Below are 17,961 nucleotides of genomic sequence, written 5' to 3'. Positions count from 1 at the left end.
CACTCCTAAACAATCGCTAGCTGTGCATTAGCCATCTGAATCTGTTGTTGCAACTCAAACGGCGGATACCAGTTATTAACAAAATCAATTGCCTTGTCAAAGTCTTTCATCGGTAAGTCGTTGTATCGGTCTTGATCGAACGTCTCACGGTATGAGCTGAACAATGCACGATAGGTCTTAGCTCGAACGTTCTTGTCACAGTATGCGTTGGATTTCTTACCGCCTAGAACATTGATAATCTTTGCGTTACGCTTCTTAGAAAACGAATGAGCCATATTGCCAGGTAATCCCATACGGTCTTTGATGTCCTTAACGTCTGCTGAAAGGCTCTCATAGCCCTTAGCAATCAAACTAATTTGTTCAGGTAAGCTAAGGGGCTTTTGCTGTTGAAGTTGCTTCTCCATCTGATTGAAAGCATCAATGTACTTCAACTTGAATTGATCCGCCTTAGCTCCAGTAAAGCCAAACGCAATGAATGTAAATCCATCACGATTCATGTAGTACATTGGGTAGGTTCTTCCTTTGGAATCCTTGTAAGTGCCTGATACAAACATACTTTGGTAATCTGCTGAATTTTCAGCAGATTGAAGTTTGTTATTAATTGATTGCATTACATTTCTGTGTTCCTTACCAAATACCTTTGCTACTTGCAAACTGGTTGTCACTGCTTGCCGATCACGCATAATTACTAATTCTTCTGTCATCATTCATTCACCGCCTTAATCTTCATAGCTTTATATGAGCCTTTAGCTGCGTCGTAATCATCTTCCATGCCAAGCTGGCACATGACACCGTACATTGCGTCTAAGCGTCCATTACGGTAATCCTCACTAAAACTATGATCTTTGAAGTAGCCTAGCAAACGGTGCCTCAGTTCTTCTTTGTCATTATCGCTTAGCACTGTGCCTCGAAAAACTAACGGTGTATGTGCATACTTGCTAATGAGTTCAATCAGAGGCCAGAAGCCTTTACTTTCTAGATCATCAGCGTCTAAATCTTCTCGTTCGTATAATTCTGACAAGCTTTCGATGTTAACAGGAATCATCATCTGCCACATCGGCTTACGTTCTTCTTCGTCTCGTGCGTCCTGCCATGTGCGGTAAACATAAACATACTTGCCCCGTTTAACGGCAAATGGTCCCATTTCATCGCCACGATCAATCTCTTGGCTATGATTAATCGTGTAAACCAGCTCATCGGTTGTTAAATACTCTTCTGCATTCATGCTGTCTTCCCCTTCAAATCTCCGTTGCGATACATCATCATAATTAATTCGTTGCTAATGTGATAGATTCCCTTTCCACCACATACACAGCATTTATGGTCTAAATACGTGCCGCTTCCATTACAAGCAGGGCGTATTGTTTTCATGTTAAATACCTTCTTTTATTCGCATATCGTCCATTTCGTTAAATGGCAAGCGATGATTAGGGTCACGAGTAACTAGACGGCTAATCGTTCGCTCTCCATAAATTCGGATTAATTCATCGGTTGTATTGTTTGTTGTAATGATTGTCTGGTGAACAGGCTTAATTAGCTTGATATTCTTCTCATTAGCCCGTTTACGCTCTTTTTCCGTACCTTCGTATCGATTATTGGCAACACTGAATAAAAGCGCCTGTACGTCCTTACGAGCGCCAATATAGCCATCACCCGAAACTTTTTCGATACTTCCTCCATCTGCTCCAAGATCATCAAGCAGCAAAACATCGCATGTGTCCATTGCCCGTTTAAGGCCTTGCAGTCGTTCTTTTCTATCCTTGTACTCGTACTGTTGACTAACTAACTCACTCAAAGCAACAGTTGAGACAAATAGAACTTGCTTACCGTTATGACGTAGCAGATTAAGCATGGCTAACGCTAATGAGGTCTTACCTACTCCAGCATCTCCACTCATAACAACGTTTAAGTGGCCGTTAATCATTTCTTTGGATAGATTGAGTGCCTTTCTGCCTAAAAATCGGGCTTGCTGTGGATTTTCCCGTTCGTCTGGCTTCCAGTCTTTGAAATTGAATACAATTTCTCCAGAAGACCACAGAGACTTATTCCACACGGCCTTAGTCTTATTTCTTTGTAAGTCACGATTAAATTTGTTGTGCATTTGCTTAGCACGTTGTTCCATCTTTTCTTTGAGTTTCGGATCATGGATATTTACACCAGCTTGTTCAAACAACTTAGGATCGATGTCCCATTGCGCTTTAGTAAGGGCCATCTTAACCACCTCTAATCGTATATTCGTTTCTTTGGCTTTCTAGGAGCCGAATTGTTCTTTTGCTGATATTCACGGCTCATTTGTTGCTCGTGACGTTGATCAGACTCAATAGCAGCTTGTACGGTCTTAATTCCTTGTTTTCGATAGTCGCTGAGCTTCCTGTTAAGGTAGGGGTCTGCACCTCTCGCTGTTACATTGTGTCTCAAAGCAAACTCAACACAGTAATAAACAAGGTTATTACCAAATTCCTTACTCCACTCAGTTAAATCTTGTTGAGCAATCCCATTAGGAAATCCCCAATTATTTTGCCAAAGGGTAGTGATTTCCTGGAAGGAATGCTGTGCATCAGCTAACAGCTTATTAGTACTTGTATTATTAATACTTGTAATATTCTCTGCGAAGTCTGCTTCACCAGGTCTCGTGAAGTCCATTTCGTCACCCCTCATGAAATCTACTTCACCAGGTCGTGAAGCATAGGTAGTCTTGTATCATTCTTCCAGAAACTCTTAATCTTTCTGCAAAATAAGAATTACTAGCCCAGCAGTATCCTTTTTGATTAGATAAGGCAACAATTTCTCCATAAAGCAGAATTGACTTTGGTTTTCTAAGAAGTTCTTCATCATATCTAACAAAAGCAGGAATATTTGTGTAATAACTAGGATGTTGTTCCATTGTTTATACCTCGATTTGCGTTGGCAAAATAAATTCAGGACTGTTATTTGTGTAACGACAGTAAGCACACTTACCACATCGTCTAGGCTTTTCTTCGCCCATCATCACTTTCCAAAAATGTGGTTGTAATTTCTTAGCGGTCTCTAACGCATCGTCCATCAAATACTTAACGTCCGGGTGTTGAGGATCGTATTGATCAAACTTCAAATTACATACTTCAGGAATTGGCTGTTGCTTGCTGACAACAAACATCAACGGCAAGCAGGTAATATCAAACGTCTGCCGAATAAGTTCCTGATAGATTGCCATTTGCATGTAGTAGCCATACGCTTCTACAAAGTTAGTTTTAATGTTTCTGTCACCTTTTTTAATCCAATTAGCAGCATGAATATCTTTAGTAGTTTTAAGATCACAGAAATACTGTTCTTCAAGATTTAAGCTGTCAATCTTGCCTTTCCATAGATATCCACCAATTTCACCAGTTACGATAACTTCCTTGTTCTTTGGATCACGTGGTTTATATGCACGATTGAAGTACTTATTTAACTTCATCTTATTAATTAAGGAATAAGCTTCACCTTTTTTGTCATAAGCCGCCTTTAGGTTAGTTGTAGGCTCACCTTTGTTGTTATGCTTATATATCTCCTTAATCGTCTTTTTCTCTTTCAAAAACTCTTCATGTGCTTCTTCGCCTTGAAAATAACTATGGATAAAGTTTCCAAAAATTAGAGGATCAGGTTGGCCTGATTTCTTCTTATGATCATCAGGATCCCATTCACCTTTTAATTCAGCGAGTTCTTCGGCCTCGCATTCTTCAAATCCCTGAAACACAGATTTACTCATGTACTGAAAATCAGTGTCGTGGTCATAATAATTACTTTGTGTGAGGGGTAATGGTTCCGTCTGGGAAGAGTTCTTCTTGACTTTCGCTAGTACCATTTACTTGATCCCCCTTTTTAACTGTCTTCTTTGCTGTTTTAGTAGCTTTCTTGGCTGGCTTAGCCTCTTCTTTAGAAGCCTTTTCTTTTTCAGCTTGATCAAAGCTATTCAGAATGTCTTGTGTTTGATAGCCCTCTTCATTATTTTGCTCAGACGTTACATCTTTAGGCGCTTCATTATGTTCCTCTTCATCAGCGTTATAGGCTGTTTGCATGTCAACAGTCATTGGCCCCCATTTGGTAAGAAGATTTCGTAGCACCGTCTTAAGTGCCATCGCATCGAAATTATCTTCCCAAACGCCTTTAGGAGTATTACCGCCGCTCATCTTTGAGAATCGCTTACGGTGATCGTCAATCTGCTCTCTCGTCCAATAAACTGTCTTCTGAAAGCCGTTCAGCAATTCAAGGTAGCCAAGATAGCCGACTGGCTGTTCGCCGTTTCTATCGTGAAAGTTAGGTTGATAATCTATCTCTTCGGTTAATGGATTCCACCCTTGAAACTCATCAGCATATACAGCAATCGCATTGAGATGCTTATATTGACCAGAACGCTGTGCTAGCTGAATATAGCCTTTATAGCCCATTTGAGGCTGTGCTTGTCCTTTATAGGGCACGATATACATGTACCCTAAGCTTGGATTAATTGGTAAGTCCAAAGCAGCTGCAACTAATGCAGAATTAATTACGCTTCCTGCATCAACATGCTGTAGATTCTGATTAGAATTAACGACGCTGACGATGCTTGACATAAATTGTGATGCTCGCTTACCAAGTACATCTTCAAAACGCTTCTTAGTTGAGTTCATATTAACGAACTGCTTTACCGTAATTTGTTGTGTATTTACTACCTGATTATTCATTTTTATTTACCCCCTGATACTTGTTAGCCCACTTATAGGCAGTCCAATTCATGTCCTCATCAAACAACTGCCAAGGATTGCACTTTAACGCAACTGCTAATTTTTCAACTGTCGTAAATTGAACACCTTTATTGTGTCCACTCTGCAAAGCCATTAAGGTTGTTTTAGCAATTCCTGTAAGTCTGAATAAATCGCTTGTTTTATAATCAAGCGTTGCCATACGAACTCGTAAATTACGGGCAAAAATTTCGGATAAGTTCATTGCTTTTTACCTCCAAGCTGATCCGCTAGAACTTTAAGTAGTTGATTAAAATTCTCCTTAACTGATTGTTCTTGAAACTTTTTAGCTTTTTCTACTTGATTCTCAAGTTCTGGCTTAGCTTTAAAGATTTCTGCTAACGGATAAGCAATCATAGGTGTTCTTCCGAACATGGAAGCTAGCTCCATTCCTTGATCATTACTTGCAACAATGAAAAAGTGGTCGACTTTCTCACCGATTACTTTTTCAACCGCTTTACGCAATTCTTCGTTTTTTTGATCATTCATGTGTTATAATCCCCTTAGTGTTATATTTTTCTTAGTTACTTATTGCCATCGGTGTTACCAGCGCCGGTGGCTTTTTTGTGTTCAAGTCCCACAACAATAGTGAGTAGAAGAACAGCAGGAACACTGCTCCGCCATAATCACCAACACCTGCACAATAGGTGATCCAAGCACCTATTAGCATGGCTAACATTTTGGAATTGATTATTTTATTAATCATTTCTTTCACCTTCCTTTGGTTTGATATAATCATCTCAATGGAGGTGATTATATGGCTGATGGATTATATAGAGACTTGTCATTTGAATATATGGAATTAATTGTGTCTGATATGAGAGATTTAATTGATGGAATTGATACGGATAAAGCTCATAAAAAACAATTTAATTTCAGATTTAATCTTTTCAAAAAGAACGTTGATTCTTTTGAAAGTTTATTTAATGAAACAAGTACAATTATTGACCCAGGTCAGTACAAAAATTTTAGATTTGCCTTAGCACAATTTGTTTTAGTAATACAAAATACTCAACGAAGAGATAGAACTACTAAGGATGATTTAAAATATCTTGAAGAGTTTTACAGAGTTTGTCATGAATTTCTTTATCGCTAAGATTTCCAATTTTATGCTTTGAATAAACGCCCATAATAAAGTTTTTAAATTCAATTGCGATCATTGGTTCGTGGCGTTTATAAAAATAATTTGAATAAGTATCTGCTAATTTACATGCCTGTTTATATGCGTCTGGACTTTGAAGATCTATTTTTGAGACTTCGTTTTCTAGACGCTTTTTTTCATCTTCTAATACTTCTAAAAATTCTTTTGATGGTTCCATTTTTTACCTCCTAATGTTTCTTTCTGTACTTTTCTTTCAGCACATTCAGCTTTTCACCTTCGATAACGTTGACGATTGCTCCAATTAAGAAGCAAGCCATAATTGCTAACACGCACCACGATAGATATGCCATCTAATCACCTCTCAACGCTTTTACATATGGACTTTCATGATCTTCGTAGTATCTTTCTGATCGAAATGTTTCAAACTTTTGATATTCCTTCAGATCAACGCGACCACTGGCAAGAAATACCTTTCGCCAATCTGGATAGTTTTCTTGCGCCCATGACCTGCGTCTGTTAAAGGTTGATAATGACATAGGAACTTCAATTTCCTTATTTCCAACCTTTTTTATTGACTTCCAAACATTACAAAACTCTAGCCTGTTCATCTGGTATAAATATGGGCTCATCTAATCAGCTCCTCTCTTTTGCCATACTTAATTCATCTCCGATGAAAGGAGGTGAATAGGAATACTATGAAACTAAATTACGAAGCATTAAGGCAGGTTATGCTTACTGTTCAAGATAAATCACTAAATCCTAACCCCATCGAAATTGTTAATGATGTAACTGAAAAGGGATTTACTCAATCAGATGCAAGCTATGCCTTAAAGCAAGCAATTGACAGCAAACTAATCGATGGGAAAGCTGAAGCTGATTTGTCTGGCATGCTTTACTTCGTTGTTCAAGACATAACTCCCGACGGACACAAGTTTATTGATTCTATTTCAGCGGAAGAACCATGGGCTAAAGTCAAACAAGTATTAAAAGAAGAAGGTATTCCTACTACCATTCCTTCAATTTCTAGAACTATAGCAAAACTTTTCTTTTGAAAATGATGTTGCGAGATAATCTACTTGAACTTCTATCAATTGATGGGAGTTCTTTTTTACTTGGAGATCTTTCACTCCTGTTTGTTTTACTCCATTAATAAAGACCCCTTCTGCCGTTTCCCGAATATCACAATCTGAGTTAAGAATCTGTTTACTCGAACATCGACTAACATAACTTTCGTATGCTTCAATGTATTCATTTTTTGATACAGGTTTCCCAGAAAAAGTCACTCCCTTAAACGGATCCCTGTGTTTTTTGTTTTCAACTTTCAAAGCGTCACCTCCTAAAGCTCGTCATCAATAATTGCTGCTTGATGTTCATAGAAGTTCTGAACTGCTAATTGGTTATAGTAATAACGATTACCTTTCCAATACCCGTAACGGTTAGTCATTCCCTTAGGTGCTTTTAGACCTAAGCGCTGTCCCCATATTCCAATTGTGTAAGGACTAACTCCAAGTTGGTTTGCAATATCACCAGCAGTGAACACCTTATCTTGGTACACAGGGAACATAAGCTGGTCAGTGGCTTCATTCATTAGTTGCTGATAAAGGTCACCATGCGTATGACCTGCAATCTTCAAAAGTAATTCGGCCCGTTTATTTGCGTTTTGAGCTTCCATTTCTTTAAGCCATTGTTCCTTGAAATTTAATTCACGGTTGCGCACTGCAATTTCATCAGAAGTCATATGAGCTTCAATCGCTTTATGTTCTTCTTGATATTCATTGAAAAGTGACACGTACTGAGCTGTAAATAATGTGCCCTTCTTACCAGTCATTTTGTTAGCTACGAATTCGCAACCCATCTTGGTTAGTAAGTAGCAAGGCAAAAGTTTCCCTTGGCTGGATTCATAGTTACTTTCAATGAAGAATTGACGAGAATCCAATTTTGGATTCTCCTCCATATCGTTGATGTAACAGCGAATGTCACGCATTAAGTGTGCATGGCGTTTACCAATCATCTTGGCAACTTCACGACTATCTAACGTCGGTTCGCCTTGAAAAGTTAATAGTTGTGGTTCATCCATAGAAGACTATCTCCTTAATCGAGTTGTTAATTTTCCATTCCGGCATATGCGGCAAATTTTTTTCGCCACGCATCAGATTTTTCGCCATGTTGTTTTTCGGCAATAATAGAGCTGACATACATCTTGGAAAGTCCAAATTTTTGAGCTATAGCTTGTTGTGTTGAAGGTTGAAGACCTGCTTTTTTATTTCGCAATAATTGAATTGTCATCCTTTCTCCATATGTAAGATTTGACATTCTCTCACCTCCTTAGTTAATTTTCAATTTTTATTGACATTTATTAGTTTTTAGACTATTCTTAAAATAAAAAAATAAGCTTACAATTAAACTTGTTTGTTTTAAGAACTTTTAGTCTTTTGACTATCGTCAACTTGTGTAAGTACTTGCTAATCAACTTACAAGTAATACTATAATAGTCTTTTGACTAATTGTCAACAATAAAAATAGTCTTTTGACTATTTAATTTAAAAAATTATATGAAAGGCTGTTGTAGTAATGGATTTAGCTCAGAGAATAAAACAATTAGCAAGTAAACGCGGAATTACTATCGCTGAATTAGAGCGCAAAGCTGGAATATCGAACGGTCAAATTTCTAAATGGAACGTTAGATCTCCCAAAACTGAGAATCTTGAGAAAGTAGCTAGATATCTCAATGTATCTTTAGACTATTTAACTGGTAACTCAGATAGCAAAAATACAGCTGACCTTGCATCGAAAGATACTGTCTTTACGTTCGAAGGGAGGGAAATTCCGCCTGAGGATTTAGAATATATGAAACGTTTATTGCGTGGTGATGATAAATGATATATCAACAAGCAGAAGAAGCATACGATTATCTTTTAGAAAAAGCTGCAGAATATCATATTGATGTTAAATGGAAACACTTTTCTCCTTATACTCCACCTGGGAGTAGTTACGAATATCGACGTGTAGTAATGAACCTTAATTGGCATCGGCCAAAAGAAATTATTTTTCAATTCGCACATGAATTAGCTCATGTTATTCATGGCGATCATGGGGACGTTGTATATTATCACGCGTCTTTTACTGGTAAAGAGTCAGTTGAATATAAGGCAAACGTTGGTGCCGTTGAATTACTAGTCCCTTTTTACTGTCAAGAAGTAGATAGAGAATGCGCTAATAGTGCAAACTTTATGGAAGTATTCGATGTTCCCAATTATTTAACAGACGTGGTTAATAAACAAATTCATGATTACTATGTAGTTTAATGCCACGTCCAAAAACTGATCGACGTTAAAAGCTGGATTTTATTTATATTAGGGAGAATTTTATGCAAATTGAAATTAAAATTCCAGAACATGCAATTATTACTGCTGATAGTGAAAAAGTAACTATTGAACATAGAGGCTTAAGAAGTTTCGCCAATCATGGTGGTACTGGTTCTAGTACTATTCCTTATTCAGCAATAGCAAGTATCGATTATAAGAAACCAGGTATTACTAGAGGTCATATCATTATTGTTCCTATTAGTGGAAGTGAACATGGTGGTGGTTTAGGGGGATTAGATCCTCTTTATGCTGGTTCGGCATGGAGTAAAAAGAATGCCATTATCTTTGGTAAAAAACATCAAGAAGAAATGAATAAACTTGTTGAATTAATCAATAAAAAAATAGCTCTAACAAACTCTAATATAACTGTGAGTTCGGCAGATGAATTAGCAAAATTTAAAAAGCTTCTTGATAATAATGCAATTACACAAGAAGAATACGAAGCTAAGAAAAAGCAATTATTAAACTTATAAACCTATGACCAATAACCGATGTCGTTAAAAGCTGTAATTTTTATTTGGGGGGGAGTTTAGTTTGAAAAAAACTTATTGGCAGGTTGGAACTACCGCTACATTAGCCCTGTTGCTACTTACTGGTTGTTCTAATCAATCACATAAGACCACTACAAGTCGAGATAAAGCTGAAGCATCAAGCCTCGCTAAAGAATCGGCCAATGATTTAACAGAAGATGATGATTCACTTGATGATAACGAAGCGGACGAAGATTCGGTAGATGTAGACGGAAACGATAATTCAGAGAATACAACTACTAAAAGTCAGGCAAGCTCATTTAGTATGTCCGATGTAAAAATACCTTCTATTCAGCTATCTGGTGGTTCTTCAGTAACCGTTCCAAGAGTTCAGCCTAATCAATCATCTTCTATTAGTTCAACTACTAACGTTATTAACTCACCTGACCAAGCTATTGCAGCTGCAAAAGCAAAATATGGTGATCAAAATGGAAAAATACATTGGAACTGTATGATTGATGGTACAACTGGTAAAGCCATTAATGATGGCTATTATTTTGTTAAAGGAACTGCTGACGATGGTACTATGACTGGTACTCAATATAGTCTACGCATTTATCCAGACGGAACTATCAAAGAGAATTAGGGATTGTGAGGTTAAACTTTGGATACTGAAAGCAATAAGAAAGAACCACAATTTTGGAAAGGTGATCCTTCTGGTGGTTTTGCGACTGGACTAGTCGCCGGATTCATCATTGGGCTAATTAATATTTGTTCATTCAATATTCCTTGGTTGGGAAGAATTTGTTTCATAGCGATTTGGCTCGTCATGGGGACACAACCCCGATTTAAGGACACACGCACACCAGAAGAAATTGCTAAGGATAAAGAAGAACGGGATCAAAAGTTTGAGGAAATAAGAGAACAAGCTAAAGCAAGAGAAGCTGAACGTCAAGCAACAAAAGAGCAAAAACGTGAAGCAAAAATGCAAAAGAATGAGCTGAAACTTCAAAAGAACCAACTTAAGATTCAAAAACATCAACTTAAAAATCGCAGCAAAATTAAATGCCCTAAGTGTAAAAGTACAAACGTACAACCACTCGGAGTTCACAAGAAAGGATTTTCAGTTGGTAAAGCTGTTGCTGGAACGGTTTTAGCACACGGTACTGTTGTTGGTCCACTTGCCGGTTTTGCCGGTAAGAATTCAAAGAAAACTGATTTTGTATGTATGAACTGTGGAAAACAATTTAAGAAATAAAATCTTGTCCAACTAAATTGATGACATTAAAAGCTATTTAATATTTGAGTTTTAAACCGGTCGAAATCGACCGGTTTAAAAAGCACTATAAAAGAACATATGTACGGGAAGGACTGTTTATTATGAATAAAAATGAGCTGCTGGAATATATCGATAGTAACTCAACAACTATTGCCATCTTTAAGAATAAAGTTCGCACAGAGCAGGAAGCTAAAAATAAAAAGCGCCAACCAGCTAAACGCTGGAATGACGCTAAAATCGAACGTGTCGTAAATAAATATACTGATGATTTTATCAGTAATGTTTACGACAAGTTATATAAGGGGGTGAAAGCCAATAGAAATACACCAAGAAATAAATGGATTGAGTTTATCGAAACTAACGAAATCCTTGATAGTTTAGAAGAATCAGTAAGTATGATGGAGATTGGAGAAGATTAATTATGTGGATGCAAGAACGCAATGGAAAATTTCGCTTCTTTGAGCAATATAAAGATCCCCTAACTAATAAGACTAAAATCATCAGTATTACAATGAAAGACCATAAAAAGAGTACTGCTAAGCAAGCTCAAATTATTCTAGATAATCGCATATCCAAAGCTTTATCAAAAGTCGGTATCGGAAAAATAATTCATGGGATTACACTCAAGCAGTTACTTGATGAATATACTGAATATGAAAAGCCACGAATTAGGAGATCAACGTATTATAGCCATCAAACAATGGTTAATACTTTACTAGATATTTTTGGCAACGATGCCTTAGTTGAAAAATTTACCCCGCTTATCATTACTGAAAAACTAGAAAGTCTAATGTATGGGGATAGAGAGTTGTCCAGTGGCTATGTATCACGATATAAGTACTATCTGCATAAGTTATTTGATTATGCAGTAAAACACTCATATACAAAAGATAACCCGGTTGATAACGTTAAAATTGATTATAAGGCCCCTGCTAATGGTCAACAAATTAAAGATAAGTTCCTCGAAGCTGACGAACTGAAAGCCGTACTCAACTATCTATATAATAATACTCGTATCTACGGAGAACTTTGCGAATGGTTATATCTCACCGGGCTACGTTTTGGCGAAGCAGCCGCTTTAAGTTTTGATGATGTTTACCAAAAGGACAACCATTGGTTTGTAGATATAACCGGTACATTAGAGTATAAACGAATTAAAATCAAAGAACAAAAAAAGAGCAACGCACCTAAAACCTCATCCTCAGTCCGTAGCGTTGTACTACCAAAGAAAGCCGTTCAAATTTATCTTGATCTGAAGAAAAAATCTAATGGCAAAGGTTTTATCTTCGCAACTGAAAATGGCACACCAATTCAAACTGCCTCAGTAAATACTGTTTTAAGATCAGCAAAGAAGAAACTTAAACTTAATAAACCACTAAGTACTCATGTATTCAGACATACCCACATCTCGAAAATGGCCGAGTTAGGAATTCCGCTATATGTAATCCAACAAAGAGTTGGTCACTCCAGTAGTAAGATTACCTCCCAGATATATCTTCACGTGACACAAAAAGCAATTGAAAAGGAAGCGTCAAAACTTGATGAACTATAAAAACCTACCAAAAACCTACCATTTACTTTAAAAAATTATTTTTGCTCTTTCTTTTTCCTTAAAAATAATTTTAAAACAAAAAAAGAACCCTTGAGACACAAGGGTTCTGCACTACTAGTTGTCGCGACGACGTTCAGCGATACGAGTAGCCTTACCAGTACGTTCACGTAAGTAGTAAAGCTTAGCACGACGTACACGACCATGACGAAGAACATCAATCTTGTCAACACGTGGTGAGTGAACTGGGAAAGTACGTTCAACACCAACACCGTTACTAATCTTACGAACAGTGTATGTAGCACTGATACCAGCACCATGGCGCTTGATAACAACACCTTCAAACATCTGAATACGTTCACGTGAACCTTCAACGATCCGAGCGTGAACACGAACAGTATCACCTGCACGGAATTCTGGAATATCATCCCGTAATTGACTAGCAGTAATCTTTTCGATTAACTTGTTTTGACGCATAATATAATTCTTTCCTTTCGCCGACATTCATGTCCTTTAACACGGGCAGCGGAACACCGTTATTCACAGCTAAACAGCCACTAACTACTATACATTGTTTTCATTTGTCTTTCAAGGGTAAATTTAATGAGTTTCTTTATTAATGATTGAGTGTCTAATTCCATATATAAAATAAATCAATAATCCAATTACAAACCAACCAATCATTAAAATTTTCGCATCTGTATTTAAGCCCCAAAAAATCACTGCAGAGAAAATTGCCGAAATTGCGGGCAAGACAGGATAAAGCGGCATTTTAAATTGTGCTTCCGGCAAATCTACCCCTTCACGCGGCCGCAATGCATAGATTCCTAATGAAACAAAGATGAATGCGACTAATGTTCCTGCAGAGACGAGGGTTGCTAAAAACGTAAATGGGAATACGGAGCCTAAAATCATTGCCAATACGGTAATCATCCATAATGCGTGATTAGGGACATGTTTTTCATCAATCTGACCAAGTGTTTTGGGTAATAACCCATCACGACCAAACGCATAGATTAACCGAGATGACGCTAACAGAATCGCAATTAAAGCGGAAAAAATCCCAACAATCGCAACAATTGATAATAAATTAGCTGTAATATAGTGTCCCGATTGACGTAAGGCCCAGGCAGCCGGTTCCGCATTATTTGCATAACGATTATATTTAAACATTCCGACTAATACAAGTGAAACCGCAATAAAGAAACCCGTCCCAAGCAACAGGGTACCAATCAGTCCCCGTGGCATTGTTTTTTCAGGATCAATAGTTTCAGCAGTATTAGCGGCGATTGCATCAAAACCGACATAAGCAATAAAGATTTGCGCTGTCCCTGCTAATATCCCTTGCCATCCACCAAATGTTGTTCCTGACTGATGAGCTGGAAGGAATGGAACATAATTTTGCGGATGGATAGCAGTTGCACCAACCACAATGAACATTAGAATTACCAATAATTTAACACTGACAATAATATTCTCAATCCTACTTACTTGATGTACTCCTCGTGAGATTAATACTCCCACAATTAGAATTGCAAACGCAGCCAAAATATCAATGTATGAACCAGTATGGGGATTAAAACCACCCGTTAATGCATGTGGTAATTTAATTCCAAAGCTTCCTAAAAAGCCTTGCATATATGCGGACCATCCAGAAGCCACAAACGCGACTGAAATAAAATATTCAGCTAAGAGTGCCCAGCCTGCAACCCAACCGAAAAATTCGCCAAACAGGACATTAATCCACGAGAAAGCTGAACCAGCAAACGGTAATACTGATGAGGTTTCAGCATAGGCTAAGGCGGATAATCCTGCTCCAATTGCAGCGACAATAAATGCAAGCGGCACCGCTGGACCAGTATGTTCAGCAGCAACAATTCCCGGTAATGTAAAGATTGCTGTTCCAACAACCATTCCTGTTCCTAAACCGATTAAATCCCTCGTTCGAAGACTGGGTGTTAATTGAGCATCTTTTTCTTCGTAAACTTGCGGATTCTGTTTAAGAAATAAGCGTTTAATTATTTTTTTCATTCATATCACCTTAGTCCGGAACAGTTGGATCTTCATCTAACTTAATATCTTCTAACATTAATTGCTGTTCCCGACTGAGCTTAGCGGTTTTAAGCAGGTCTGGCCGACGGTGGAGGGTACGCCGCAATGATTCACGCATCCGCCATTCTTTAATCTTTTGGTGGTTACCGCTTGTTAAAACTTCAGGTACTTTCATTCCACGAAAATCAGCTGGCCGGGTATATTGTGGGTATTCTAGTAAACCATTACTAAATGAATCTCCCATTGGTGACGACATATTCCCCAGCACACCAGGTACAAACCGAACAGTTGCATCGATCATTACCATTGCGGCAAGCTCCCCGCCAGTTAAAACATAATCTCCTAGCGAGGCTTCATCGGTAACCAGTTGACGAATTCGTTCATCATAGCCTTCATAATGACCACAGATAAAGGTTAGATGATCCTCTTGAGCTAGTTCCTTTGCATATGCCTGATCAAACTTTCTTCCAGCTGGATCCATTAAAATGACCCGTCCCTTTGAATATTGTCCTTCAGTTTGCTGCTGAATTGCATCCATTGCGTCAAAAATAGGCTGAGCTTGAAGGAGCATCCCTGCACCGCCACCAAATGGCGCGTCATCTACATGGTTGTGTTTATCAGTAGTATACTGTCGGAAGTCAGTCACATTAATGTCAACGAATCCATTATCCTGGGCCTTTCCAATAATTGATTCTCCCATCGTTGCTTGAAACATATTTGGAAATAAGCTTAAAATATCAATTCTCATTACTATTCAAGTCCCTCCATTAACTCAACAATCACAAGCTGATGATCAAGATCAACTTTTTTAATGACATCATCAATTACAGGCAATAGTAAATCCCTTTTTTCAGGTCGTTCTACCACCCAGACGTCATTAGCACCTGGCGATAGAATCTCTTTTATCTTCCCCAGTTTTTGTCCATCCGTTGTTTCAACGTCAAGTCCGATAATTTGATGGTAGTAATATTGACCATCATCAAGAGGCTGCTGATCATCGGCACTTACCATTAATTCATGGTCACGGAATTTTTCAACATCATTAATATTGTCATATCCCGCAAACTTTACTAAAACAAAGCCTTTATGTTGTCGAGCCTTTTCAATTTTTAACGGCAATGGTTCTTCAGCCTGCTGCAAATAAAGAGTGTTTCCAGCAGTAAATCGTTCATCAATAAAATCAGTAGTTGCTAATACGCGGACTTCTCCACGTACCCCATGAGTATTTACAATTTTACCAACATTATAATATTCCATATTTTCCTCCAAAAAAGGCAAAAACTCCCACAGATTAGTGTGGGAGTTTTAAATTTAGTGACGATGGTCATTAATCAATAACCGGACTCTCTTAGAGTTAGCCCGTTGAGATTGAGCACCCTCGACTACTGTTCGCAATGCCGCAGCAACATGACCTTGTCGACCAATTAACCGACCGACATCATTAGGATCAACATCAATTATGTATCGATGATATCTTCCCTCATCGCTCTGAGTAATTGATAATGCCTGTGGCTGCTTTAATAGCGGGATAACTAAACTACGAATTAACGACTCTACATTTGTCTCAGCCATGATTAATTATCACTACTTCTTTGCGTACTTTGCTTCGTGGTACTTCTTCATAACACCAGCTGCTTGAAGCATGTTACGAACAGTATCTGAAGGTTGAGCACCCTTTTGTAACCATTCCATAACAGCGCCTTCATCAAACTTGACTTCCTTAGGAGTAGTCAATGGGTTGTAAGTACCTAATGAAGTAATAAAACGACCATCACGTGGGGCACGTGAGTCAGCTACAACGATCCGGTAAAATGGACGCTTCTTTGAACCCATGCGCTTTAAACGAATTTTAACAGACATTCTTTGCACCTCCCTGATTTCTTTTAACAGATAATAATATACCAGTGTTCAAATAGAATGTAAAGTATTTTTTCTTGACAGGCTTAATTTTTTTGAAATTATTTCTTCTTTCGTAATTTACGAAGCTGCTTTATCCGTTTTTGCTTATCTTTTTTCATCTTACGTGCCATTCGGTTCATCGCCATCTGACCCATTTTACCACCTGGCATTTGCCCGCCAAACATATTCTGCATTCCATTGAGGTTTCCATTTGTAACCTGCTTCATCATCTTTCGCATTTGATTAAATTGCTTAATCATTCGGTTAACCTCAACGATTGGCCGACCGGATCCAGCTGCTAATCGTCGACGGCGGCTAGGGTTCATTATATCTGGATTTTCTCGTTCTTCTGGTGTCATTGAAAGCACAATCGCTCTAATGTGAGCAAACTGCTTAGGATCAAGATTTAAGTTCTTTAATGCGGGATTATTAGCCATCCCCGGCATCATCTTAATAATATTTTCTAATGGACCCATCTTAGTAACTTGATCCATTTGTGCCAAGAAATCATTATAATCAAACGTGTTTTCACGCATCTTATCCATTGTTTCTTGAGCTTGTTCTTCATCGAAGTTCTTTTGGGCTTTCTCAATTAGGGTCATCATGTCCCCCATACCCAAAATTCGTGAAGCCATTCGGTCTGGGTGGAAAACATCAAGGTCTTCCATCTTTTCCCCTTCACCAACAAATTTAATTGGCTTACCAGTAACCGCACGAATAGACATCGCTGCCCCGCCACGGGTATCCCCATCTAATTTAGTGAGGACAACCCCAGTAATATCAAGCTTATCATCAAAGCCTTGCGCCGTGTTGACAGCATTTTGACCTGTCATTGAATCAATAACAAGTAGAATTTCATTTGGCTTTACCAACTCTTTAATGTTAGCCAGCTCATCCATTAATTGTTCATCAATTTGAAGCCGACCAGCAGTATCGATAATGACGTAATCATTATGATTTTGTTTAGCAACTTCCATTCCTTCACGAACAATCTCAACGGGATCAACGTCTGTTCCTTTTTCAAATACTGGAACATCAATCTGGTCAGCTACCTGTTGTAACTGCGTAATTGCAGCTGGACGATAAACATCGGCTGCAATAAACATCGGACGTGCATTGCTCTCGTTTTTTAACCGTAAAGCCAACTTACCAGCAGTCGTTGTTTTACCTGCCCCTTGAAGACCAACCATCATAATTACTGTTGGAATATGCGGAGCTTTGTTAAGGGGAACAGCTTCTTCCCCCATTAGTTTAGTTAATTCGTCGTTAACAATCTTAACAATTTGCTGTGCTGGATTTAATCCTTTTAATACTTCGGCTCCAGCGGCTTTCTCACGTACTGTTTTGACAAAGTCTTTTACAACCTTAAAGTTAACATCGGCTTCTAAAAGTGCAAGACGAATTTCGCGCATCGTTTCCCGAAGATCTGCTTCGGTAACTTTAGGCTTTCGCCGTAATTTTTCCATCGCCTTTTGGAGACGATCTGTTAAACCTTCAAATGCCATT

General features: G+C 38.2%; 32 protein-coding genes. 9 read left to right on the top strand and 23 right to left on the bottom strand.

The window, feature by feature from the left end; translation table 11 throughout:
* Positions 1–5: 5 nt before the first annotated feature.
* From IEU90_RS08340 to IEU90_RS08290, 11 genes are read right to left on the bottom strand one after another with little or no spacing between them, the layout of a single operon-like run.
* On the bottom strand, positions 6–707 hold the full coding sequence (locus IEU90_RS08340; RefSeq protein WP_188357990.1) for a Rha family transcriptional regulator: 702 nt from the start codon (positions 705–707) through the stop codon (positions 6–8).
* Positions 704–1,225 carry a hypothetical protein gene (locus IEU90_RS08335; RefSeq protein WP_188357989.1) on the bottom strand — a complete coding sequence of 174 codons (522 nt, stop codon included), beginning with the start codon at positions 1,223–1,225 and terminating at the stop codon, positions 704–706. Before IEU90_RS08335 ends, IEU90_RS08340 begins: the two co-directional genes overlap by 4 nt.
* Positions 1,222–1,371: a hypothetical protein gene (locus tag IEU90_RS08330; protein ID WP_188357988.1), complete on the bottom strand. Its 150-nt coding sequence runs from the start codon at positions 1,369–1,371 to the stop codon at positions 1,222–1,224. Before IEU90_RS08330 ends, IEU90_RS08335 begins: the two co-directional genes overlap by 4 nt.
* A gap of 1 nt (position 1,372) precedes the next feature.
* Positions 1,373–2,212 carry an ATP-binding protein gene (locus IEU90_RS08325; protein ID WP_188357987.1) on the bottom strand — a complete coding sequence of 280 codons (840 nt, stop codon included), beginning with the start codon at positions 2,210–2,212 and terminating at the stop codon, positions 1,373–1,375.
* A gap of 11 nt (positions 2,213–2,223) precedes the next feature.
* The gene (locus tag IEU90_RS08320; RefSeq protein ID WP_188357986.1) at positions 2,224–2,643 is read right to left on the bottom strand and encodes a DnaD domain protein; all 420 of its coding nucleotides are present in this window, start codon (positions 2,641–2,643) and stop codon (positions 2,224–2,226) included.
* A 25-nt stretch (positions 2,644–2,668) separates the two neighbouring features.
* On the bottom strand, positions 2,669–2,884 hold the full coding sequence (locus IEU90_RS08315; RefSeq protein ID WP_188357985.1) for a helix-turn-helix domain-containing protein: 216 nt from the start codon (positions 2,882–2,884) through the stop codon (positions 2,669–2,671).
* 3 nt (positions 2,885–2,887) lie between these two features.
* Positions 2,888–3,823 (bottom strand): PD-(D/E)XK nuclease-like domain-containing protein, encoded by a 936-nt coding sequence (locus tag IEU90_RS08310; RefSeq protein ID WP_188357984.1) that lies wholly within the window; start codon positions 3,821–3,823, stop codon positions 2,888–2,890.
* Entirely contained in the window at positions 3,759–4,682 is a 924-nt protein-coding gene (locus tag IEU90_RS08305) for a recombinase RecT (protein WP_188357983.1), read from the bottom strand. Before IEU90_RS08305 ends, IEU90_RS08310 begins: the two co-directional genes overlap by 65 nt.
* Complete coding sequence (locus IEU90_RS08300; RefSeq protein WP_188357982.1) at positions 4,675–4,944, bottom strand: helix-turn-helix domain-containing protein; 270 nt, start codon at positions 4,942–4,944, stop codon at positions 4,675–4,677. Before IEU90_RS08300 ends, IEU90_RS08305 begins: the two co-directional genes overlap by 8 nt.
* Positions 4,941–5,228 (bottom strand): hypothetical protein, encoded by a 288-nt coding sequence (locus IEU90_RS08295; RefSeq protein ID WP_188357981.1) that lies wholly within the window; start codon positions 5,226–5,228, stop codon positions 4,941–4,943. The genes IEU90_RS08300 and IEU90_RS08295 overlap by 4 nt, the downstream gene beginning before the upstream one ends.
* Positions 5,229–5,259: 31 nt before the next feature.
* Entirely contained in the window at positions 5,260–5,445 is a 186-nt protein-coding gene (locus tag IEU90_RS08290) for a hypothetical protein (protein ID WP_229723650.1), read from the bottom strand.
* 51 nt (positions 5,446–5,496) lie between these two features.
* Here IEU90_RS08290 and IEU90_RS08285 point away from each other — a divergent pair, with 51 nt between their 5' ends.
* Positions 5,497–5,835 carry a hypothetical protein gene (locus tag IEU90_RS08285; protein WP_188357980.1) on the top strand — a complete coding sequence of 113 codons (339 nt, stop codon included), beginning with the start codon at positions 5,497–5,499 and terminating at the stop codon, positions 5,833–5,835.
* On the opposite strand, the gene IEU90_RS08280 is transcribed toward IEU90_RS08285, so the two are convergent.
* Together IEU90_RS08280 and IEU90_RS11430 are read right to left on the bottom strand one after the other, a co-directional pair.
* Complete coding sequence (locus tag IEU90_RS08280) at positions 5,771–6,058, bottom strand: hypothetical protein (RefSeq protein WP_188357979.1); 288 nt, start codon at positions 6,056–6,058, stop codon at positions 5,771–5,773. The genes IEU90_RS08285 and IEU90_RS08280 overlap by 65 nt on opposite strands.
* Positions 6,059–6,068: 10 nt before the next feature.
* Complete coding sequence (locus IEU90_RS11430; protein WP_263851451.1) at positions 6,069–6,191, bottom strand: hypothetical protein; 123 nt, start codon at positions 6,189–6,191, stop codon at positions 6,069–6,071.
* A 345-nt stretch (positions 6,192–6,536) separates the two neighbouring features.
* Here IEU90_RS11430 and IEU90_RS08275 point away from each other — a divergent pair, with 345 nt between their 5' ends.
* On the top strand, positions 6,537–6,893 hold the full coding sequence (locus IEU90_RS08275; protein ID WP_188357978.1) for a DUF2513 domain-containing protein: 357 nt from the start codon (positions 6,537–6,539) through the stop codon (positions 6,891–6,893).
* Here IEU90_RS08275 and IEU90_RS08270 read toward each other — a convergent pair.
* Genes IEU90_RS08270 through IEU90_RS08260 form a run of 3 tightly spaced genes read right to left on the bottom strand, consistent with a single transcriptional unit; the run spans position 6,858 to position 8,154 of the window.
* Positions 6,858–7,166 carry a hypothetical protein gene (locus tag IEU90_RS08270; RefSeq protein WP_188357977.1) on the bottom strand — a complete coding sequence of 103 codons (309 nt, stop codon included), beginning with the start codon at positions 7,164–7,166 and terminating at the stop codon, positions 6,858–6,860. The two genes, IEU90_RS08275 and IEU90_RS08270, sit on opposite strands and share 36 nt — an antisense overlap.
* A gap of 11 nt (positions 7,167–7,177) precedes the next feature.
* Positions 7,178–7,918 carry a Rha family transcriptional regulator gene (locus IEU90_RS08265; protein ID WP_188357976.1) on the bottom strand — a complete coding sequence of 247 codons (741 nt, stop codon included), beginning with the start codon at positions 7,916–7,918 and terminating at the stop codon, positions 7,178–7,180.
* 26 nt (positions 7,919–7,944) lie between these two features.
* Positions 7,945–8,154 carry a sigma factor-like helix-turn-helix DNA-binding protein gene (locus tag IEU90_RS08260; protein WP_094508923.1) on the bottom strand — a complete coding sequence of 70 codons (210 nt, stop codon included), beginning with the start codon at positions 8,152–8,154 and terminating at the stop codon, positions 7,945–7,947.
* Positions 8,155–8,412: 258 nt separating this feature from the next.
* Between IEU90_RS08260 and IEU90_RS08255 the strand changes: the two genes are divergently transcribed.
* The 7 genes from IEU90_RS08255 (at position 8,413) to IEU90_RS08225 (ending at position 12,507) form a co-directional block, all read left to right on the top strand.
* The gene (locus IEU90_RS08255) at positions 8,413–8,721 is read left to right on the top strand and encodes a helix-turn-helix domain-containing protein (RefSeq protein WP_188357975.1); all 309 of its coding nucleotides are present in this window, start codon (positions 8,413–8,415) and stop codon (positions 8,719–8,721) included.
* Complete coding sequence (locus tag IEU90_RS08250; RefSeq protein ID WP_188357974.1) at positions 8,718–9,146, top strand: ImmA/IrrE family metallo-endopeptidase; 429 nt, start codon at positions 8,718–8,720, stop codon at positions 9,144–9,146. The genes IEU90_RS08255 and IEU90_RS08250 overlap by 4 nt, the downstream gene beginning before the upstream one ends.
* A 62-nt stretch (positions 9,147–9,208) precedes the next feature.
* Entirely contained in the window at positions 9,209–9,679 is a 471-nt protein-coding gene (locus IEU90_RS08245; RefSeq protein ID WP_153710298.1) for an SHOCT domain-containing protein, read from the top strand.
* 61 nt (positions 9,680–9,740) lie between these two features.
* Entirely contained in the window at positions 9,741–10,322 is a 582-nt protein-coding gene (locus IEU90_RS08240) for a hypothetical protein (RefSeq protein WP_188357973.1), read from the top strand.
* 18 nt (positions 10,323–10,340) lie between these two features.
* Positions 10,341–10,934: a hypothetical protein gene (locus IEU90_RS11340; RefSeq protein WP_229723648.1), complete on the top strand. Its 594-nt coding sequence runs from the start codon at positions 10,341–10,343 to the stop codon at positions 10,932–10,934.
* Positions 10,935–11,056: 122 nt separating this feature from the next.
* Positions 11,057–11,374, top strand: coding sequence for a hypothetical protein (locus IEU90_RS08230; RefSeq protein ID WP_188357972.1), 318 nt, complete (start codon positions 11,057–11,059; stop codon positions 11,372–11,374).
* Positions 11,375–11,376: 2 nt separating this feature from the next.
* Entirely contained in the window at positions 11,377–12,507 is a 1,131-nt protein-coding gene (locus IEU90_RS08225; protein WP_188357971.1) for a tyrosine-type recombinase/integrase, read from the top strand.
* Between the two features lie 114 nt (positions 12,508–12,621).
* On the opposite strand, the gene rplS is transcribed toward IEU90_RS08225, so the two are convergent.
* From rplS to ffh, 7 genes are all read right to left on the bottom strand, one after another.
* Positions 12,622–12,981 carry a 50S ribosomal protein L19 gene (gene rplS, locus IEU90_RS08220; RefSeq protein WP_153710673.1) on the bottom strand — a complete coding sequence of 120 codons (360 nt, stop codon included), beginning with the start codon at positions 12,979–12,981 and terminating at the stop codon, positions 12,622–12,624.
* Positions 12,982–13,104: 123 nt separating this feature from the next.
* Positions 13,105–14,535, bottom strand: a complete 1,431-nt coding sequence (locus IEU90_RS08215) for an APC family permease (RefSeq protein WP_153710674.1) — start codon at positions 14,533–14,535, stop codon at positions 13,105–13,107.
* Between the two features lie 10 nt (positions 14,536–14,545).
* A complete protein-coding gene (trmD, locus tag IEU90_RS08210) occupies positions 14,546–15,304 on the bottom strand; it encodes a tRNA (guanosine(37)-N1)-methyltransferase TrmD (RefSeq protein WP_153710675.1) in 759 nt (252 codons plus the stop codon).
* Positions 15,305–15,306: 2 nt separating this feature from the next.
* Positions 15,307–15,813 (bottom strand): ribosome maturation factor RimM, encoded by a 507-nt coding sequence (gene rimM / locus IEU90_RS08205; protein WP_153710676.1) that lies wholly within the window; start codon positions 15,811–15,813, stop codon positions 15,307–15,309.
* 54 nt (positions 15,814–15,867) lie between these two features.
* The gene (locus IEU90_RS08200; RefSeq protein ID WP_153710677.1) at positions 15,868–16,128 is read right to left on the bottom strand and encodes a KH domain-containing protein; all 261 of its coding nucleotides are present in this window, start codon (positions 16,126–16,128) and stop codon (positions 15,868–15,870) included.
* A gap of 12 nt (positions 16,129–16,140) precedes the next feature.
* Entirely contained in the window at positions 16,141–16,416 is a 276-nt protein-coding gene (gene rpsP / locus IEU90_RS08195; protein ID WP_188357970.1) for a 30S ribosomal protein S16, read from the bottom strand.
* Between the two features lie 98 nt (positions 16,417–16,514).
* Positions 16,515–17,960 carry a signal recognition particle protein gene (gene ffh / locus IEU90_RS08190; RefSeq protein WP_153710679.1) on the bottom strand — a complete coding sequence of 482 codons (1,446 nt, stop codon included), beginning with the start codon at positions 17,958–17,960 and terminating at the stop codon, positions 16,515–16,517.
* Position 17,961 lies beyond the last annotated feature (1 nt).

The organism is Limosilactobacillus caviae (genome assembly GCF_014635905.1).
GTDB classification, from domain to species: Bacteria; Bacillota; Bacilli; order Lactobacillales; family Lactobacillaceae; genus Limosilactobacillus; species Limosilactobacillus caviae.
This window is presented reverse-complemented; position numbering and strand designations above follow the sequence as displayed.

Excerpts from the sequence above, each read along its gene's own strand:
- IEU90_RS08340 (WP_188357990.1), bottom strand. The coding sequence starts at position 707 with ATGATGACAGAAGAATTAGTAATTATGCGTGATCGGCAAGCAGTGACA.
- IEU90_RS08335 (WP_188357989.1), bottom strand. The coding sequence starts at position 1,225 with ATGAATGCAGAAGAGTATTTAACAACCGATGAGCTGGTTTACACGATT.
- IEU90_RS08330 (WP_188357988.1), bottom strand. The coding sequence starts at position 1,371 with ATGAAAACAATACGCCCTGCTTGTAATGGAAGCGGCACGTATTTAGAC.
- IEU90_RS08325 (WP_188357987.1), bottom strand. The coding sequence starts at position 2,212 with ATGGCCCTTACTAAAGCGCAATGGGACATCGATCCTAAGTTGTTTGAA.
- IEU90_RS08320 (WP_188357986.1), bottom strand. The coding sequence starts at position 2,643 with ATGGACTTCACGAGACCTGGTGAAGCAGACTTCGCAGAGAATATTACA.
- IEU90_RS08315 (WP_188357985.1), bottom strand. The coding sequence starts at position 2,884 with ATGGAACAACATCCTAGTTATTACACAAATATTCCTGCTTTTGTTAGA.
- IEU90_RS08310 (WP_188357984.1), bottom strand. The coding sequence starts at position 3,823 with ATGGTACTAGCGAAAGTCAAGAAGAACTCTTCCCAGACGGAACCATTA.
- IEU90_RS08305 (WP_188357983.1), bottom strand. The coding sequence starts at position 4,682 with ATGAATAATCAGGTAGTAAATACACAACAAATTACGGTAAAGCAGTTC.
- IEU90_RS08300 (WP_188357982.1), bottom strand. The coding sequence starts at position 4,944 with ATGAACTTATCCGAAATTTTTGCCCGTAATTTACGAGTTCGTATGGCA.
- IEU90_RS08295 (WP_188357981.1), bottom strand. The coding sequence starts at position 5,228 with ATGAATGATCAAAAAAACGAAGAATTGCGTAAAGCGGTTGAAAAAGTA.
- IEU90_RS08290 (WP_229723650.1), bottom strand. The coding sequence starts at position 5,445 with ATGATTAATAAAATAATCAATTCCAAAATGTTAGCCATGCTAATAGGT.
- IEU90_RS08285 (WP_188357980.1), top strand. The coding sequence starts at position 5,497 with ATGGCTGATGGATTATATAGAGACTTGTCATTTGAATATATGGAATTA.
- IEU90_RS08280 (WP_188357979.1), bottom strand. The coding sequence starts at position 6,058 with ATGGAACCATCAAAAGAATTTTTAGAAGTATTAGAAGATGAAAAAAAG.
- IEU90_RS11430 (WP_263851451.1), bottom strand. The coding sequence starts at position 6,191 with ATGGCATATCTATCGTGGTGCGTGTTAGCAATTATGGCTTGCTTCTTA.
- IEU90_RS08275 (WP_188357978.1), top strand. The coding sequence starts at position 6,537 with ATGAAACTAAATTACGAAGCATTAAGGCAGGTTATGCTTACTGTTCAA.
- IEU90_RS08265 (WP_188357976.1), bottom strand. The coding sequence starts at position 7,918 with ATGGATGAACCACAACTATTAACTTTTCAAGGCGAACCGACGTTAGAT.
- IEU90_RS08260 (WP_094508923.1), bottom strand. The coding sequence starts at position 8,154 with ATGTCAAATCTTACATATGGAGAAAGGATGACAATTCAATTATTGCGA.
- IEU90_RS08255 (WP_188357975.1), top strand. The coding sequence starts at position 8,413 with ATGGATTTAGCTCAGAGAATAAAACAATTAGCAAGTAAACGCGGAATT.
- IEU90_RS08250 (WP_188357974.1), top strand. The coding sequence starts at position 8,718 with ATGATATATCAACAAGCAGAAGAAGCATACGATTATCTTTTAGAAAAA.
- IEU90_RS08245 (WP_153710298.1), top strand. The coding sequence starts at position 9,209 with ATGCAAATTGAAATTAAAATTCCAGAACATGCAATTATTACTGCTGAT.
- IEU90_RS08230 (WP_188357972.1), top strand. The coding sequence starts at position 11,057 with ATGAATAAAAATGAGCTGCTGGAATATATCGATAGTAACTCAACAACT.
- IEU90_RS08225 (WP_188357971.1), top strand. The coding sequence starts at position 11,377 with ATGTGGATGCAAGAACGCAATGGAAAATTTCGCTTCTTTGAGCAATAT.
- rplS (WP_153710673.1), bottom strand. The coding sequence starts at position 12,981 with ATGCGTCAAAACAAGTTAATCGAAAAGATTACTGCTAGTCAATTACGG.
- IEU90_RS08215 (WP_153710674.1), bottom strand. The coding sequence starts at position 14,535 with ATGAAAAAAATAATTAAACGCTTATTTCTTAAACAGAATCCGCAAGTT.
- trmD (WP_153710675.1), bottom strand. The coding sequence starts at position 15,304 with ATGAGAATTGATATTTTAAGCTTATTTCCAAATATGTTTCAAGCAACG.
- rimM (WP_153710676.1), bottom strand. The coding sequence starts at position 15,813 with ATGGAATATTATAATGTTGGTAAAATTGTAAATACTCATGGGGTACGT.
- IEU90_RS08200 (WP_153710677.1), bottom strand. The coding sequence starts at position 16,128 with ATGGCTGAGACAAATGTAGAGTCGTTAATTCGTAGTTTAGTTATCCCG.
- rpsP (WP_188357970.1), bottom strand. The coding sequence starts at position 16,416 with ATGTCTGTTAAAATTCGTTTAAAGCGCATGGGTTCAAAGAAGCGTCCA.
- ffh (WP_153710679.1), bottom strand. The coding sequence starts at position 17,960 with ATGGCATTTGAAGGTTTAACAGATCGTCTCCAAAAGGCGATGGAAAAA.